The sequence below is a fragment of the Arthrobacter sp. 3Tela_A genome, assembly GCF_049311025.1.
Taxonomy (GTDB): Bacteria; Actinomycetota; Actinomycetes; order Actinomycetales; family Micrococcaceae; genus Arthrobacter_B.
On sequence record NZ_JAXIOM010000048.1, the window covers coordinates 20,265 to 33,989 of the forward strand.

The following is a 13,725-nucleotide window of genomic DNA, read 5'->3' on the forward strand; positions in this document are numbered from 1 at the left end:
GTTGCGCAGCGGACGAAATGTTTCGACCCGGGGCGCCACACTCTGGAGCACGGCGTCACGTTCCTGCGGTCCGTACTGCGGCGCCTGCCATCATCGGTGCACGCTTACCGCCCCGACCATTGCCCCGAAGGAATCCCATGAGCAAGCCGCTGCACTTCAACGCGTTCGTCATGAACACCGCTTCACACATCCACCACGGCCAGTGGCGCCGCCCGGACGCCGGGCAGGTTGAATTCAACGACGTCGAGACCTGGATTGGGCTGGCCCAGACGCTGGAGGCCGCCAAGTTTGATGCCATGTTCTTCGCGGATGTGACGGGACTGTACGGCGACGCCGACGCGGACTTTGATGTCTACCTGCGTGAGGGCCTGCAGATTCCCAGCAATGATCCAACCGTGCTGCTCGGTGCCCTTGCCGTTAAAACCAAGCACCTCGGCCTGGCGCTGACGTCCAACGTGATGCAGAACCACCCGTTCAACTTCGCCCGGCAGGTGTCCACCCTGGACCACATCTCCGGCGGCCGTGTGGCGTGGAACATCGTTACCGGGATCGGCGACAACGGGTCCCGGAACTTCGGCCTTCCGCAGCTTGTGGACCATGCGGAACGGTATGAGTGGGCCCAGGAATACGTGGACGTGGCGTACAAGCTGTGGGAGGGATCCTGGGACGACGGCGCGCTGCTGAAGGACCGGAAACGCGGCCTGTATTCGGACCCGGCCCGGGTCCATAAGATCTACCATCAGGGAGCGCGTTACCGGGTGGAGGGACCCCATCTGCCTTCCCCGTCCCCACAGCGGACTCCGCTGCTGTTCCAGGCCGGGTCCTCGGCGTCGGGCCGTGCCTTTGCCGCCCGGAACGCTGAAGCCGTGTTCCTGGGTTCCCCGACACCGCAGACCGTTGCCGCACAGATCGCCGACACCCGCCGGCAGGCAGTGGAGTACGGACGCCGGGCTGAGGACATCAAGTTCTTCCAGGGACTGTCCTTTGTCATCGGGGACACCGAAGCGGAGGCACGGGAAAAAGCCGAGGAATATGACCGCTATGCCAGCGTGGACGGGTACGCGGCGCACGCGGCGATCGTGGACAAGTCCGGGCGGGTGTATCCGCCGGAAACGCCGCTCGCCCAGGTGGATTCGAACACCAGCAAGGGTTTCGTCGAATGGATCTCCAAGTCGATCACCGACCGCGAGCCTGTGGTCGGTGACATCGCCGGCCGGCAGACCCGTGCCAGCCGCATCGTGGGCACGCCGGCGCAGATCGCCGACGCCATCGAGCTGTGGCAGGCGGCGGGGGTGGACGGCATCAACGTCATGAACTGGGTAATCCCCGGATCATTCGAGGAGTTCGCGGACAAGGTTCTGCCGGTACTCCGGGACCGCGGCCTGGCGCAGACCGAATACGCCGAAGGCCCGCTGCGGCAGAAGCTCTTTGGCGCACCGCAGCTCAACGAGCGGCACCCGGCTGCCGCCTACCGGGGTGCGTTCACCAACGGTCCGCACAGCTGGGCCGAAGCCGGCGGCGCGCGAGACGTTCTCGCCGCGCGTTAACCCTGTATATCGCTCGTGTCCAGTGCCCCTCGCGCCCTGTCATTCCAGGCACGTGGGGCACCGGTCACCGTATGAGTTACTGCGCAGCCCAGTACACGCGGTCGTCCCGAAGCGAGAACAAACTTTCCACCAGAATCTTTGCATCGGTCATCGCCTCGACGGGTACGTCAAAGCACACGGTGAAGTTGCCTGCACCACCGTTGGTCAGCGTAGGAACTTCGTGAGCCGGGTTGGGTGAGACCGCCGTGCAGGTGGAACTCGAGTACTGCCGGGCATCGGAACCGGCGAACTCCGTAGTGAGATCGATCCAGGGATCGCCCTCTTCAGATCCGTTGTAGACAACCGCGAGGTCGACCAGGACGTACTGGCCTGCGGGCGGCTCGTTGAACTGGTTTGCGGCCATGACCTGATCGTTGCCGTTCAGGTTCACTCCCGTGACGGTCACTGTGTACTCGCCAACCTCAGCCGAGCTGCCAAGTGCCAGGGATTCTGCGGCTGCTTCCTGCTGTTCGGCCTCAGGAGCGGCAACGACGCCGTCTGAACTGTCTTCAATGCTTTCTACAACCGAGTCGATGGCAGCTGTGTACAGTGCCTGGGTGGCGAAGACACCGATGATCGAAAGGACGCTGAGAATCAGACCGGCAATAGGCATCCCTTTGGGCGCCCGGCGCTTCGACGCCACCACCAGTGCAGCGATGCCGAAACCCAGCCCCGCAAGGCCAACGAACAGGAACACGTTATTGAGCACGGGAACCCAGCACAGCGCCAGGGCGACGATGCCGAGGACCAGCGCGGTGACAGCCAGGCCCTTCCCGGGCTTTGCGGGCGGGGCCGGCAGCGTTGCCGGGGCCGGCGAGTAAGTTTGGTTTTCCATTACATATCCCCCATAGGATGCGATGTCCGGCAGCTTGTGAGGCCGCCGCAGGACATTCCTTGTCCTGCCCGGCCAACGTTACAACCTGCCTCTGACATTCACCCTGCGGGGACTTCCAGTCCGGAGTTGCCGGCGGCGCCGTCGATACGCTGGCGGGCGGGTGATCCCGTCTAACCCGCGCCGACGAGGAGCAGTGTCCCCGCGAAGATAATGCCGCTCAGGACCAGGGTCACGAACGTGTAGCCCAGGATTTCGCGGATCTTTAGCCCTGCCACGGCCAGAAGCGGGATAGCCCAGAACGGCTGGATCATGTTCGTCCACTGGTCACCGTAGGAGATCGCCATGATCACCACGGACTGGTCGACCTGCAGTGCGTCTGCGGCGTTGGCGAACAGCGGTGCCATCACGGCGAACTGGCCGCCGCCGGAGGGGATGAACATGTTGAGCAGCCCCGCGGCGAGGAATGTCCACAGGCCCAGGGTCGCCGGCGAGGAGATGTTGATGAAGAACTCACTGATGATGTCCACGAGTCCACTGACGCTCATCATGCCGATGATCCCCGCGTAGAGCGGGTACTGCAGGAGCACCTCGCCCACAGTGCGGCCGCCGCGGGCGATGAGATCTGCCAGTTCGCGGGCGTTGCCGACCAGGAGCATGATCAGGCACAGGAAAGTCCAGTTGACGATGTCCAGGGTCAGGGCGAAGCCGTTGTTTCCGAAGTGGAGCACAAGGTAAATGCCCAGCATCACGCCCAGCGCCAGGGTGAAGACCCGGAGGTTTTCAAGTCGTTCGGCCGGAGTTTTGCGGGTTCCTTCCTCCGTCGCGGCCGCTGCGCCCGGGCCGGTTTTCCGGCTCCTCCGGCGGGCGGCCGAGGCAGGCTTGGCCTTCTCAGCCTCCGCTGCGTCGCCCTCGGCAAAGACGTCGTCGGGGGCGGCGACCACCAATTCGGGCTGCTTCGGCGCCAGCAGCATCATGGCACCGGCAACGGCCACCAGCGTGACCACAGCAGCGATCATGTTCCAGCTGGAGAACGTGGTCTCGGTGATGTCCACGAGACCGCCGGGGAGCGTAGCGTAAGCGCCTCCCTCGGTGGCAGCGTTCAGCGGTCCTGAACCGGAGTAACCCATGTGCCAGACTACGAATCCGCTGTAGGCAGAGGCCACGAGCAGCGGGTAGTGGAGCTTGATTCCGCGGTTCCGGGCAGCGCGTGCCACTTCGAGGGCCATGACGCCGCCGACAATCAGTCCCAGGCCGAAGCTGATGAGCGATGCGATACCCGCGATGATGGTGACGAACCCGTAAGCCTGCCGGGGCGTTTGCGGCACCGAGGCTACGCGGACCAGCAGCCGGTGTACCGGCCGGGTGTTGGCGAGGGTGAAGCCAAGCAGGAGGACCAGCGCTACCTGGGTCATGAACGAGAGCAGTCCGGTCAGCCCTTCACCCCAGCCCAGCACCAGCTTGTCGGGAGCGACGTCTGTCATAGTCAACGCCATGACGGCGACTATTGCCGTCAGGATCACCGCCAGGATGAAAGAGCCTGGAAGCCATCTCTCTACAAAGCGGCTGAGCGGCCGGGAGAGGGTCTGCAACATCGTTGTCGTCCTTCCTCTTTATTTCGCGGGCAAGTCCGGTGACCTGCAGGGACCCGGTTAGGGTTTCTAACCGGGGTCCGCGACAGCCAGTCTCATCGACGCATACAACTGTGTCAAACATCACATTCAGCGGTCGGGACAGGTCAGCGAGTGGTCGTTGAAGGTGTCAACCATCGTGGTCCGCCCCGCCCGCCGGAGCGGACCGCTACTCCCCCGTGACGCCGTCGAGCAGTTCGCGGACGATGTCCAGGTGCCCGCAGTGCCGCCCGGTCTCCTCAACCATGTGCACCAGCACCCAGCGCAGGTTGTGGGCGGCGCTGTGATCGGCCTTGCACATGTCATCCAGCCCGTAGCGCCCGGCAACTTCGCGGGACTCGGCGCAGGCCGCCTGGTAGTCGGCAATGATCTCGGCGAGGCTGTCCTGGGCAGTGACCCGGAATTCGGCGTCCGGATCATCCCCGCTCCAGCGCGTAGGGATGCCGGTCTGACCGTCCAGCTGCGCCCGGAACCACCAGCGTTCGACGTCGGCAAGGTGGCGGAGCAGACCGGACACCGTCAGGAGAGAGGGCAGAACCTGCCGGGCGGCGTCGGCGTCGCTGAGTCCCTGGGCCTTGTAGACAATGCTGGCGCGCAGGTAGTCCAGGAATCCGTTCAGGGTTTCGCGCTCGTCAGCAGCATCGGGCGGGTCGATTCGTTCATCGGTAAGCATGCGGCCAGCGTAGCCGCGCCGCTGTCTGAGCAGGAAAGAACCGCTGTCACAAACCCGCGAGCCGCAGGAGCAGCACTCCAAGGAGCAGCACCACTCCGGCTCCGGCACCGATCCATGCTGCCGTCCGGGTGGGGAAAAGCAGCTCAAAACTTCTTTGCCCATCCTCTTGCCGGGCGGGTCCTGCAGGCGTATGTTCGTGCGTAATCAACCGCAAGGTTGATCAACAAACAGGTTGGATTCAAGCGACGCGAACGTTGGCACGAACATGGCCGAAGCCCCAGAAGACGTCCTGCTCGACCGGGCCTTTCTGGCCCTGGCCGATCCGGCACGGCGGCGGATCATCGCCCGGCTTTCCAGGGGCCCTGCCACGGTCAACGAACTCGCCGAACCCTTCGAAATCAGCAAGCAGGCGGTTTCGAAGCACATCCAGGTCCTCGAGCAGGCGCAGCTGGTCACGCGAACCCGTGACGCACAGCGCCGGCCCGTCCACCTGAACCCCGCACGGCTGGAGGCACTGACCGCCTGGATCGACCGGTACCGCCTGGTCATGGAAGGGCAGTTCCGCAGCCTTGATGCTGTGCTCCACCAACAGGCCGCCGAGCGCGGCCGGCAGGCAAAGGACTAAGAACAATGACCAACGCACTGCAGCTATCCGTTCCCGACGGCGTCCCCTTCATCGACTATTCACGCGAGATCGACTTTCCCGTGGCGGACGTGTTCCGTGCCCACGCTGATCCCGACCTGGTCAGCCAGTGGCTCGGTCCGCGCGGCATGAAGATGGAAATGGACCACTACGACTTCACCACCGGCGGAACGTACAAGTACACGCACACCGGCCCCGAGGGTATCCCGTACGACTTCACCGGCATCTTCCACACCGTCCGGGAGAACGAGTTCGCGATCCAGACTTTCGAATTCTCTGGTTATCCCGACGTCGTCAGTCTTGAATTCAACACCTTCGAAGATCTGGGCGACGGGCGCACCCGCATCACGGTGCACTCTGTCTACCCCACGCAGGAGGCACGCGACGGCATGGCAGCCTCCGGCATGGAGGAGGGCATGACTGACTCGTACTCCCGGCTCGAGGAGCTGCTCGCCGGCCGGACCGATGTTCCGCAGGAGGCATCATGACGAACGCACTGGAAGTCTCCCTTCCCGACGGTGCCCCGTACATCGATTACACCCGTGAGTTCGACTACCCGGCGCTCGACGTCTTCCGCGCCCACGTCACTGCGGACTCCTACGCCCAGTGGGTGGGGCCAGATGAACTTGAAACCCGGATCGATGCGTTCGAGGCCACTCCGGGCGGTTCCTACCGGTTTGTCCAAAACGACGACGACGGCGGCGAGTACGCCTTCCGCGGCGTCTTCCACAACATCCGGCCCGGGGAATTCATCCTGCAGACCTTCGAATACGAGGGCTATCCGGACCAGGCGAGCCTGGATTTCCTCCGGTTCGAGGATCTGCCCGGCGGCCGGTCCAAACTAAGCGGTCACTCGGTCTACCCATCGGTCCAGACCCGGGATAACTTCGTCTCCTCGGGTATGGAATCCGGCATGGCCTCCGGCTACGACAAGCTCGAGCAGCTGCTCGCGTTCGCCACGGCCTGACGCTCATCTTTGGAGGAAAACATGGATTGGACCCTGGAAGTCATCCGCGTACCGGTCAGCGACCTGGACCGCAGCATCGCGTTCTACTCCGACCAGGTTGGCTTCGACCTGGACCATCACACCGTCAACGACCACATGGCTTTCGCCCAGCTCACTCCGCCGGGTTCCGGCTGCTCGATCGTCATCGGCAGCCTGCCGGGTGAGGAGCAGATGGAGCCCGGGTCTCTCAAGGGGCTGCAGCTGGTGGTTCCGGATGCCCATGCCGCCCGCGAGGAACTGCTGTCCCGGGGTGTGGAGGCCGGCGACGTCGCGGTGATGGATGAGCGCGACGGCGGCACCCTGTTCGGCTTCTCGGATCCGGACGGCAACTCGTGGGTGGTGCAGCAGATCAAGGCCCGGGCCGAACACCCGCTGATTCCGTACAGCGCGCGCCCGCAGCTGGGTGAGGGGATCTAGGGCCGTTTACGGGAGCGGGCGGAGCCGCATCAGCCTTCCATGGCAGCTGCGACCCGCTCGATTCCGTACTCGAAAGCCCAGTCCAGATCCCCGCCCAACCGGAAGGCGCCGGCGAGTTCCATGGTGATGAACCCGGTCAGCCAGGCTGTCATGAACCGTGCAGCTTCCAGGGCATCGGTTTCTCCCACGGCCTTCCGCGCCGCGGCCAGCACCGGCTCACTGGCTCTTGCCAGGTCCTCCGCGGAAGCCGTGCGGGTCTGGATCAGCCGGAATCCCTCGGGGTGTTCATGCGCAAAGGTCCGGTAGGTGCGGGCCAGGCCGGCCAGGGAGTCCTGGCCCTGCAGCCGTTCCCGCAGGTCCTCCAGCGTGGCCGACGCAATCATACCCAGCAGCGCCTCGCGGTCCTTGACCCGCTTGTAGAGCGAGGGGGCCCGGACGCCGACGCGGTCCGCTACGGCGTTCATGGTGACGTGCTCGGGGCCGCCGTCTTCCAGGGCTGTGCGCCCTGCTGCGACGATGGCCTCCAGGGACGTGCGCTGCGGCGTCGGCATGGGTTCTCCTGGAAATCGCTGGCTATTGACATTAGCCATCATAGCTAATTAGGTTAGCCATGGAAGCCGGACGCGCCGGCAAACCAGAGGAGCCAGCATGAAACTCACACCTCAAGTGCACCGGATCGGCAATGACATCGTCGCCGCCTATCTGGTGGTGACCGACGACGGCATCACCGTCGTCGACGCCGGCCTCGCCGGGCACTGGCGGGACCTGGAACACGAGCTGGCCGCCATCGGACGGACGCTGGACGACATCCGCGGCGTTGTCCTGACCCACGGCGATACGGACCACATCGGTTTCGCCGAGCGGCTCCGCCTGCAAACCGGTGTGCCGGTGTACATCCACGGTGCGGATGCAGCGCGGGCACTTGGAACCCAGCGCTACAAGCCGGCTCCGGGCTCGGCGGGCGGCATGCGCCCCGGGCCCCTGGCACGGTTCCTCGCCTATTCACTGCGCAAGCAGGGCTGGCGCACCAGCTACCTCACCGACGTCGTTCCGGTCGCGGACGGGGACGTGCTGGACCTTCCCGGCTCGCCGCGCATCATCGGACTTCCCGGCCACTCCCCCGGCAGCGTGGCAGTCCACGTTCCGGGGGTGAAAGCACTGTTCGTCGGAGATGCCCTCACCACCCGCAATGTGCTCTCGGGCCGGACCGGGCTGCAGCCGTCACCCTTCACGGACGATCCTGCCCAGGCGCTGGAAACGCTTGATCGGCTCACCCGGCTGACGGACGTGGAGTGGGTCCTACCCGGCCACGGCACACCGTGGAATGGTCAGGTCAGCGAAGTGGCCGCGTCCGTTCGCGCCGGGGCCTAGGCAGAAACCTCCACCGGTCTGGCCGGAGTCAGACCCCGGATCAGACCCCGGGATCAGCGGCCCTTGCCGGGCGCGTTTCCGTTCCCCTTGCCGGGACCGTGTTCGTGACCATTGCCGGGCCCGTGACCTTTGCCGGGACCGTGTCCGGTGTCCGGGTTCCAGCTGCGGTCGTTTACGAACTCAGCCGGACGGTATTTGATGAAGTCAGCCTCGCCAAGCCCCAGCGATTCAGCAAGCCGGTCCAGCTGCCGCGGCTCGGCGATGTTGGCCCAACGCCCGGTTTCCAGCCGCTGGTCCATGGCCAGCACAGCCGCCACACGCTCGGCGTCCGTAAAGGTACAGTGCCCGGTGCGCTCGATGAACGACTGCCGCAGCAGCGGCGTCGCCCGCGCTTCCCGGACGGTTTCCTCATATTCCTCCATGTATTCCACCGGCGCCAGGATGTCCGCCAGGGTGTGCATGGTGAGCACCGGGATCTGCAGGTCTCCCTGGGGTGTGGAGGTGCGGTCCATCCACTCCAGCGCCTCTTCGTCCGGTTCGATGTCCGCCGACGAGGTCAGGGTACGCAGGTCCCGGTTCAGCTCAAGCCCGGCTGCCCGGTAGAGCGCGTCCACCTGCTGCCGCTGGGCCGAGCGCTGCAGCAGCGCCCGGTAGTCCACACCCTTGTTCCAGCCGCTGTCCCCGTCTGCCGCGGTGACAATCGAAACCCGGGAGCCGACCACAAACGGAATGGTCTGCAGCAGCCAGTTGTACTGCGCTTCCTGCTGCGCGGCGTAGTCCCGGGATCCTGGAGCGGTGTCCCCGCTGAACCAGGTGGGAGTGTTCATCAGGGCCGAGGCCAGCGCGAGCCGCGCCCGTCCTTCCGGAGTAGTTTGCGCCTGCTGGACGGCCTGCATCAGAGCCGCGATGGTCACGCCGGCCTCTTCCGGCGTGCGGAAGCCGGTCAGCTGCAGGTCCTGACCCGGCAGCAGCAACTCGGCGAGCGCGTGCACCCCGTCCAGCTGGTAGTTGTTCAGGTTGATGCCGCCGCCCAGCAGCCCGCAGGTGCTCACCGCACCGTCCACCCCGCTGTATGGCGTCTCTGCGATCAGGCTGCTCACGAGCCCACCCATTGACGTGCCGAAAGCGATGGTCCGCTCGGGCTCCCCGGCTTCGGCTGAAAACGCGGCCAGGGTGTCCAGCTGGTCCTGCACCGCGGTGCCCAGCGCCCACCCGGCAGTGGCGTACGACGACGCCGCTACCGCGAAGCCGCGGTCGGTCAGGGCCTGCGCGGTCGAGTCGAAGCCCGGATCCCACGCCGGATTGTCCGGTCCGGGGCGGAAGCCGTGGCTGTAGAGCACGAGTTTTCCGTTCCAGTCCGCAGGCACTTCAGCGGCCCAGGTGGCTCCGTTGGCGAGTGTTCCGCCCAGTTCGGTTACTGGTTCTGCCGCAGTGGCGGTGGCTGGTGCTGCCACCAGGGCCAGCGTCACGGCCATCCCCAAGGTTGTGAGTTTTCGCATGCGTTGTTCCGATCCTTCCTGCGCCGTTGCAGTTCTTCGCCCCCGCTGCGGCCATCCTTCATGACGGTGGCGGAACAGGCAAGGAAACGGCGGGCAGAATCGGCCGCGTGCCCTGGTTAGAGCACGCCGATGTCCTCATTCCAGAGCGAGGGGTAGTCGGTCATGAACTCTTCCATCAGCAGTACGCAGGCCGGATCGTCCAGCACGTCCACCTGCACCCCGCGCTGGCGCAGCAGGTCCTCGGCCCCGCGGTAGCTGCGGTTCTCCCCGATGATGACGCGCGGAATCCGGTAGAGGAGGATCGCTCCGGTGCACATCTCGCACGGGGACAGCGTGGTCACCATGGTGGCCCGCGAATAGGAGCCCGCCGGAAGCCTGCCCGCATGTTCGAGGCAGTCCATCTCTGCGTGCCGGATGACGCTTCCCAGCTGCTGGCGGCGGTTGTGCCCGGTAGCCACAATGGTGCCGTCGATGAACAGGGCGGCGCCTATGGGGATTCCTCCCTCTTCCTTGCCCTTCCGGGCGGCGTTCAGGGCGGGCAACAGCAGCTCCGATGTCATTTCCCCACATTAGGGTGCCGTGTTCAGGTGCGGAAGGCCCGCGGACTCAGGCGGTCCGGGATGAGCGGGCGTCCGCCACCAGGTCCCGCACAGCTGGTGCCACCTCCGCACCGAACCGGGTAATGCTGGCCGCGTCATCGGAGGCCAGAATGAACCCGGAGATCCCGTACTCGACTGCCATTTCGGCCAGCTGCTCTGCCCACTGTGCCGGGGGTCCCTGCAGCAGTCCCCTGCCCGCGGGCTCGAAGGAGCCGCTGATGTTCAGCAGCCGGCGCACGGACGCCGGGTCCCGGCCAGCGGAGGCGGCGCCGTCGTCAATTGCTGCGTTCAGGGGAACCAGATCCGCGGGTCCGCCGCGCAGATAGCCCAGCGAGGGCAGCCAGCCGTCCGCCGCCGCGCCGGTGAGCCGCAGCATGCGCGGCTTGTAGGCACCCAGCCAGATACCGACGTCGTGCGCCGGAGCCGGACCGCGCTTGGCGCCGCGCACCTGGTGGATCTTTCCCTCCACCCGAAGCGGGGCGGTCTCGTCGGTATCCCAGACACCGCGGATGATCCGGATCGCCTCCTCCAGGCCCGTCACCGCGTCCCCCGGGGAGAGCCGCTGACCGCCGGCAGCAACGATCGCGTCCCAGAAAGCTCCCGTCCCCAGCCCCAGCTCCAGCCGTCCGCCGCTGAGCAGGTCCAGGCTTGCGGCGCTGCGGGCCACCACCACGGGCTGGCGCAGCGGCAGGTTCAGCACGTCCGGCAGCAGGCGGATCCTGCTGGTGCGTGCGGCGGCATAGGACATCAGCGTCCAGGTGTCCAGGAACCGCGGCTGGTACGGGTGGTCCTGGAACGCTGCCAGGTCCAGTCCCGCCGTTTCGGCAGTGACGGCCAGTTCCACAGCCTGCTGGGCGGGCGCGGCTACCGGGGTGATGAAGGCTCCGAAGAGCAGGTCGCGGCCGTAGTCGGGCATGGTTCGGTCTCCTTCGGGGAGGCTGTCTGCCGGTGGTGCCCGCCAGTCTAGTGCCCGGTGAACTGATGTGCTGCGGAGTTTGTAGGCTGGAAGGCGTGCTTCCTCTTTCTGCTTCTCCCGCCGGCGCCGGCCGGTTCGCTCCCAGCCCGTCCGGCGAACTGCACGTCGGCAATCTGCGGACGGCGCTGCTGGCCTGGCTGTTCGCCCGCAGCAGCGGCCGCCGGTTCATCCTCCGGGTAGAGGACCTGGACCGTGCCCGCGCCGGCGCCGAGGCAGTTCAGCTGCGCGATCTTGCCGCCGTCGGCCTGGACTGGGACGGCGAGGTCATCCGCCAGTCCGACCGCACTGCCGTGTACCTCGATGCCATCGCCAAGCTCCGGGCCGAAGGCAGAGTCTACGAGTGCTTCTGCACCCGTGCGGAGATCTCCGATGCCCCGCGGGCCCCGCATTCTCCCCCCGGTGCCTACCCGGGAACCTGCCGCAACCTCTCCGAGGCTGAACGCGAACGACGCCGACACGAACGTCCGCCTGCCCTGCGGCTGCGCGCTGATGTGCAGGAGTACACGGTCCACGATGTGCTGCACGGTCCGTACACCGGAGTGGTGGATGACCTGGTGCTGCTGCGCAACGACGGTGTTCCGCCCTACAACCTGGCCGTCGTCGTCGACGATGCGGCCCAGGGCATCGACCAGGTGGTGCGCGGGGACGATCTCCTCTCCTCCACACCCCGGCAGGCCTACCTTGCGTCCCTGCTCGGGCTGCCGCCGGTCGAGTACGTCCACGTGCCGCTGGTCCTCTCTGAGAGCGGCAAGCGGCTGGCCAAGCGCGACGGCGCCGTCACCCTGGGCGCGCTGGCGGACCTGGGGATTTCCGCACCGGAGGCAGCGGCGATGATCCTGGGCTCGCTCGGGCTTCCCGGCACCCTCCCTGAAGCGCTGGAGGTTTTCGATCCGGGCCGGCTACCGCGGGAACCGTGGATCTTCACGCCACCGGCGGCTCCCTCCGCTTCCTGAGATCCGGGGTGGTGCGCCGTCCGGACTTGGGTGTTAACTGGGACGCATGCCTCTAACCGGTGAATATGCCCCCAGCACCTCCAAGCGCTCCCGCGACCAGGCCGAGGAAATCGAGTCCTCCGGCGGCACCCGCGGCAGCACCCTGAACGGACGCCCGGTGATCCTGCTGACCACCAAGGGCGCCAAGAGCGGAAAGCTGCGTAAAACTCCGCTGATGCGGGTGGAGCACGACGGCGATTACGCGGTGGTTGCGTCCATGGGCGGCGCTCCGAAGCATCCCGTCTGGTACTTCAACATCAAGGCCCATCCGCATGTGGAGCTGCAGGACGGCCCGCAGAAGTGGGACATGCAGGCCCGCGAGATCACTGGTGAAGAGAAGGCTGAGTGGTGGGAGCGAGCTGTCGAGGCCTACCCGCCCTACGCCGATTACCAGGCCAGGACCGACCGTGAGATTCCGGTGTTTGTGCTGGAGCGGATGGAAGTGGCTTAGGGCGCTTCTCCCGTCCCTTCTCCGGCCCAGCCGGCAAGGTCCAGCTGCATCCAGCTGACGTCCTGCCAGGCGCCGTTTTTCCAGCCGACGCGGCGGAACACTCCCACCGGCGTGAACCCCAGTCCGGCATGCAGCCTTTCACTGGCCGGATTGGGCAGTGTCATGCCCGAGGGCTGCACAGCCTGGGGCATCTGTGGATGTTGCATCCCGGATGGTGGCTTCCATGGGCCTGATGGTAGCGAACCCATACCCCCGTTTTTAGGCGAGCTAATTGTAGATTCGGGTTTTGAACTTGTGAAGGGCAATAGCTGCCACTCCATGAATTCGAATTGGAATTGTGATTTTGGGGCGGTCTTTTGTACGGTGAAAGCGGGGGGATGAGCCACATAGTGACCGCAACCTACGAAAGGTCTCATCCTGTGAATAAAACCAAGAAATCGCTTAGCGTCGTTACCCTTTCGGCCGTTATTGGTGCCGGTGGAGTTGGCACTGCTGCTGTGGCGGCGCCCTCGTTCGCTCCCGCCGTGACCACGGAGCCTGGGGCCACCGCAGCCTCGCAGGAGCAGGTCCTGGCCGAGATATTCGCGGAGATAAACGCTTTCCGCGCGGCCCAGGGACTGGCACCTGTGCAGTACAATCCCGTGGTTTCCCAGACCGCCCAAGGCTGGTCGGACCAGATGGCCTCCACCGGGGTGTTCGAACACAACCCGGATTACGCCGGCTCGATGGACCTGGCGGGCTGGAGCAAGGCAGGCGAGGTTATCGCCTCACGCTCAGATCACAGTGCGCAGGGAATTGTGCAGCAGTGGATAAACTCTCCCGGGCATAATGCAATTCTCAGCGATCCGGATTTGAATACGCTTGGAATTGGTGTGACGTTTGCAGATGGGGACCAGGCATTGTACGCGGTGGCGAATTTCTTCCAGTATTCGCCTGACCACCCGGCGACCGTTCCTGCCCCGGGCGCCGCTGCAGTGCCGGACCCCGGCCCCGCTCCGGTGCCGGCGCCCGCTCCCGCTCCGGTTCCGGATCCTGCCCCGGCCCCTGAG

Annotated in this window: 16 protein-coding genes and 1 pseudogene; 9 read left to right on the forward strand and 8 right to left on the reverse strand. The window is 65.7% G+C overall.

The window, feature by feature from the left end; genetic code table 11:
* Window positions 1-137: 137 nt before the first annotated feature.
* Entirely contained in the window at window positions 138-1,547 is a 1,410-nt protein-coding gene (locus TVC13_RS13545; RefSeq protein WP_422401713.1) for an NtaA/DmoA family FMN-dependent monooxygenase, read from the forward strand.
* A gap of 76 nt (window positions 1,548-1,623) precedes the next feature.
* Here TVC13_RS13545 and TVC13_RS13550 read toward each other — a convergent pair whose 3' ends face one another.
* The 3 genes from TVC13_RS13550 to TVC13_RS13560 all read right to left on the reverse strand — a co-directional run bounded on the left by TVC13_RS13550 (window position 1,624) and on the right by TVC13_RS13560 (window position 4,722).
* Complete coding sequence (locus tag TVC13_RS13550) at window positions 1,624-2,421, reverse strand: DUF4190 domain-containing protein (protein ID WP_422401714.1); 798 nt, start codon at window positions 2,419-2,421, stop codon at window positions 1,624-1,626.
* 170 nt (window positions 2,422-2,591) lie between these two features.
* Window positions 2,592-4,013: a short-chain fatty acid transporter gene (locus TVC13_RS13555; RefSeq protein ID WP_422401715.1), complete on the reverse strand. Its 1,422-nt coding sequence runs from the start codon at window positions 4,011-4,013 to the stop codon at window positions 2,592-2,594.
* 205 nt (window positions 4,014-4,218) lie between these two features.
* Window positions 4,219-4,722 (reverse strand): DinB family protein, encoded by a 504-nt coding sequence (locus tag TVC13_RS13560; protein ID WP_422401716.1) that lies wholly within the window; start codon window positions 4,720-4,722, stop codon window positions 4,219-4,221.
* 265 nt (window positions 4,723-4,987) lie between these two features.
* On the opposite strand from TVC13_RS13560, the pseudogene TVC13_RS13565 reads away from it, so the two are divergent.
* The 4 genes and pseudogenes from TVC13_RS13565 to TVC13_RS13580 form a co-directional block, all read left to right on the forward strand.
* A pseudogene (locus TVC13_RS13565) lies at window positions 4,988-5,305 on the forward strand (ArsR/SmtB family transcription factor); the annotation flags it as partial.
* A 47-nt stretch (window positions 5,306-5,352) separates the two neighbouring features.
* The gene (locus tag TVC13_RS13570) at window positions 5,353-5,853 is read left to right on the forward strand and encodes an SRPBCC family protein (protein ID WP_422401717.1); all 501 of its coding nucleotides are present in this window, start codon (window positions 5,353-5,355) and stop codon (window positions 5,851-5,853) included.
* Window positions 5,850-6,332, forward strand: coding sequence for an SRPBCC family protein (locus TVC13_RS13575; RefSeq protein ID WP_422401718.1), 483 nt, complete (start codon window positions 5,850-5,852; stop codon window positions 6,330-6,332). Before TVC13_RS13570 ends, TVC13_RS13575 begins: the two co-directional genes overlap by 4 nt.
* Before the next feature lie 21 nt (window positions 6,333-6,353).
* Complete coding sequence (locus tag TVC13_RS13580; protein ID WP_422401719.1) at window positions 6,354-6,788, forward strand: VOC family protein; 435 nt, start codon at window positions 6,354-6,356, stop codon at window positions 6,786-6,788.
* A gap of 29 nt (window positions 6,789-6,817) precedes the next feature.
* Here TVC13_RS13580 and TVC13_RS13585 read toward each other — a convergent pair whose 3' ends face one another.
* Window positions 6,818-7,339, reverse strand: coding sequence for a TetR/AcrR family transcriptional regulator (locus TVC13_RS13585; RefSeq protein ID WP_422401720.1), 522 nt, complete (start codon window positions 7,337-7,339; stop codon window positions 6,818-6,820).
* A 97-nt stretch (window positions 7,340-7,436) separates the two neighbouring features.
* Here TVC13_RS13585 and TVC13_RS13590 point away from each other — a divergent pair, with 97 nt between their 5' ends.
* On the forward strand, window positions 7,437-8,159 hold the full coding sequence (locus TVC13_RS13590; RefSeq protein WP_422401721.1) for an MBL fold metallo-hydrolase: 723 nt from the start codon (window positions 7,437-7,439) through the stop codon (window positions 8,157-8,159).
* Between the two features lie 53 nt (window positions 8,160-8,212).
* Here the strand turns inward: TVC13_RS13590 and TVC13_RS13595 are convergent, their stop codons facing one another.
* The 3 genes from TVC13_RS13595 to TVC13_RS13605 all read right to left on the reverse strand — a co-directional run bounded on the left by TVC13_RS13595 (window position 8,213) and on the right by TVC13_RS13605 (window position 11,173).
* A complete protein-coding gene (locus TVC13_RS13595; RefSeq protein WP_422401722.1) occupies window positions 8,213-9,658 on the reverse strand; it encodes an alpha/beta hydrolase family protein in 1,446 nt (481 codons plus the stop codon).
* Window positions 9,659-9,774: 116 nt separating this feature from the next.
* The gene (locus TVC13_RS13600) at window positions 9,775-10,218 is read right to left on the reverse strand and encodes a nucleoside deaminase (protein ID WP_422401723.1); all 444 of its coding nucleotides are present in this window, start codon (window positions 10,216-10,218) and stop codon (window positions 9,775-9,777) included.
* 46 nt (window positions 10,219-10,264) lie between these two features.
* Window positions 10,265-11,173, reverse strand: coding sequence for an LLM class flavin-dependent oxidoreductase (locus TVC13_RS13605; protein WP_422401724.1), 909 nt, complete (start codon window positions 11,171-11,173; stop codon window positions 10,265-10,267).
* Window positions 11,174-11,268: 95 nt separating this feature from the next.
* On the opposite strand from TVC13_RS13605, the gene gluQRS reads away from it, so the two are divergent.
* Window positions 11,269-12,186 carry a tRNA glutamyl-Q(34) synthetase GluQRS gene (gene gluQRS / locus TVC13_RS13610; protein WP_422401725.1) on the forward strand — a complete coding sequence of 306 codons (918 nt, stop codon included), beginning with the start codon at window positions 11,269-11,271 and terminating at the stop codon, window positions 12,184-12,186.
* A gap of 46 nt (window positions 12,187-12,232) precedes the next feature.
* Window positions 12,233-12,676, forward strand: coding sequence for a nitroreductase family deazaflavin-dependent oxidoreductase (locus tag TVC13_RS13615; RefSeq protein WP_422401726.1), 444 nt, complete (start codon window positions 12,233-12,235; stop codon window positions 12,674-12,676).
* On the opposite strand, the gene TVC13_RS13620 is transcribed toward TVC13_RS13615, so the two are convergent.
* On the reverse strand, window positions 12,673-12,840 hold the full coding sequence (locus TVC13_RS13620) for a GNAT family N-acetyltransferase (RefSeq protein ID WP_422401727.1): 168 nt from the start codon (window positions 12,838-12,840) through the stop codon (window positions 12,673-12,675). The genes TVC13_RS13615 and TVC13_RS13620 overlap by 4 nt on opposite strands.
* Before the next feature lie 255 nt (window positions 12,841-13,095).
* On the opposite strand from TVC13_RS13620, the gene TVC13_RS13625 reads away from it, so the two are divergent.
* Window positions 13,096-13,725, forward strand: a 630-nt coding sequence (locus TVC13_RS13625) for a CAP domain-containing protein (protein ID WP_422401728.1), incomplete at its 3' end; no start/stop codon positions are given.

Excerpts from the sequence above, each read along its gene's own strand:
- TVC13_RS13605 (WP_422401724.1), bottom strand. The coding sequence starts at position 11,173 with ATGCCCGACTACGGCCGCGACCTGCTCTTCGGAGCCTTCATCACCCCG.
- TVC13_RS13555 (WP_422401715.1), bottom strand. The coding sequence starts at position 4,013 with ATGTTGCAGACCCTCTCCCGGCCGCTCAGCCGCTTTGTAGAGAGATGG.
- TVC13_RS13550 (WP_422401714.1), bottom strand. The coding sequence starts at position 2,421 with ATGGAAAACCAAACTTACTCGCCGGCCCCGGCAACGCTGCCGGCCCCG.
- TVC13_RS13600 (WP_422401723.1), bottom strand. The coding sequence starts at position 10,218 with ATGACATCGGAGCTGCTGTTGCCCGCCCTGAACGCCGCCCGGAAGGGC.
- TVC13_RS13575 (WP_422401718.1), top strand. The coding sequence starts at position 5,850 with ATGACGAACGCACTGGAAGTCTCCCTTCCCGACGGTGCCCCGTACATC.
- TVC13_RS13570 (WP_422401717.1), top strand. The coding sequence starts at position 5,353 with ATGACCAACGCACTGCAGCTATCCGTTCCCGACGGCGTCCCCTTCATC.
- TVC13_RS13560 (WP_422401716.1), bottom strand. The coding sequence starts at position 4,722 with ATGCTTACCGATGAACGAATCGACCCGCCCGATGCTGCTGACGAGCGC.
- TVC13_RS13585 (WP_422401720.1), bottom strand. The coding sequence starts at position 7,339 with ATGCCGACGCCGCAGCGCACGTCCCTGGAGGCCATCGTCGCAGCAGGG.
- TVC13_RS13545 (WP_422401713.1), top strand. The coding sequence starts at position 138 with ATGAGCAAGCCGCTGCACTTCAACGCGTTCGTCATGAACACCGCTTCA.
- TVC13_RS13615 (WP_422401726.1), top strand. The coding sequence starts at position 12,233 with ATGCCTCTAACCGGTGAATATGCCCCCAGCACCTCCAAGCGCTCCCGC.
- TVC13_RS13620 (WP_422401727.1), bottom strand. The coding sequence starts at position 12,840 with ATGACACTGCCCAATCCGGCCAGTGAAAGGCTGCATGCCGGACTGGGG.
- TVC13_RS13580 (WP_422401719.1), top strand. The coding sequence starts at position 6,354 with ATGGATTGGACCCTGGAAGTCATCCGCGTACCGGTCAGCGACCTGGAC.
- TVC13_RS13590 (WP_422401721.1), top strand. The coding sequence starts at position 7,437 with ATGAAACTCACACCTCAAGTGCACCGGATCGGCAATGACATCGTCGCC.
- TVC13_RS13595 (WP_422401722.1), bottom strand. The coding sequence starts at position 9,658 with ATGCGAAAACTCACAACCTTGGGGATGGCCGTGACGCTGGCCCTGGTG.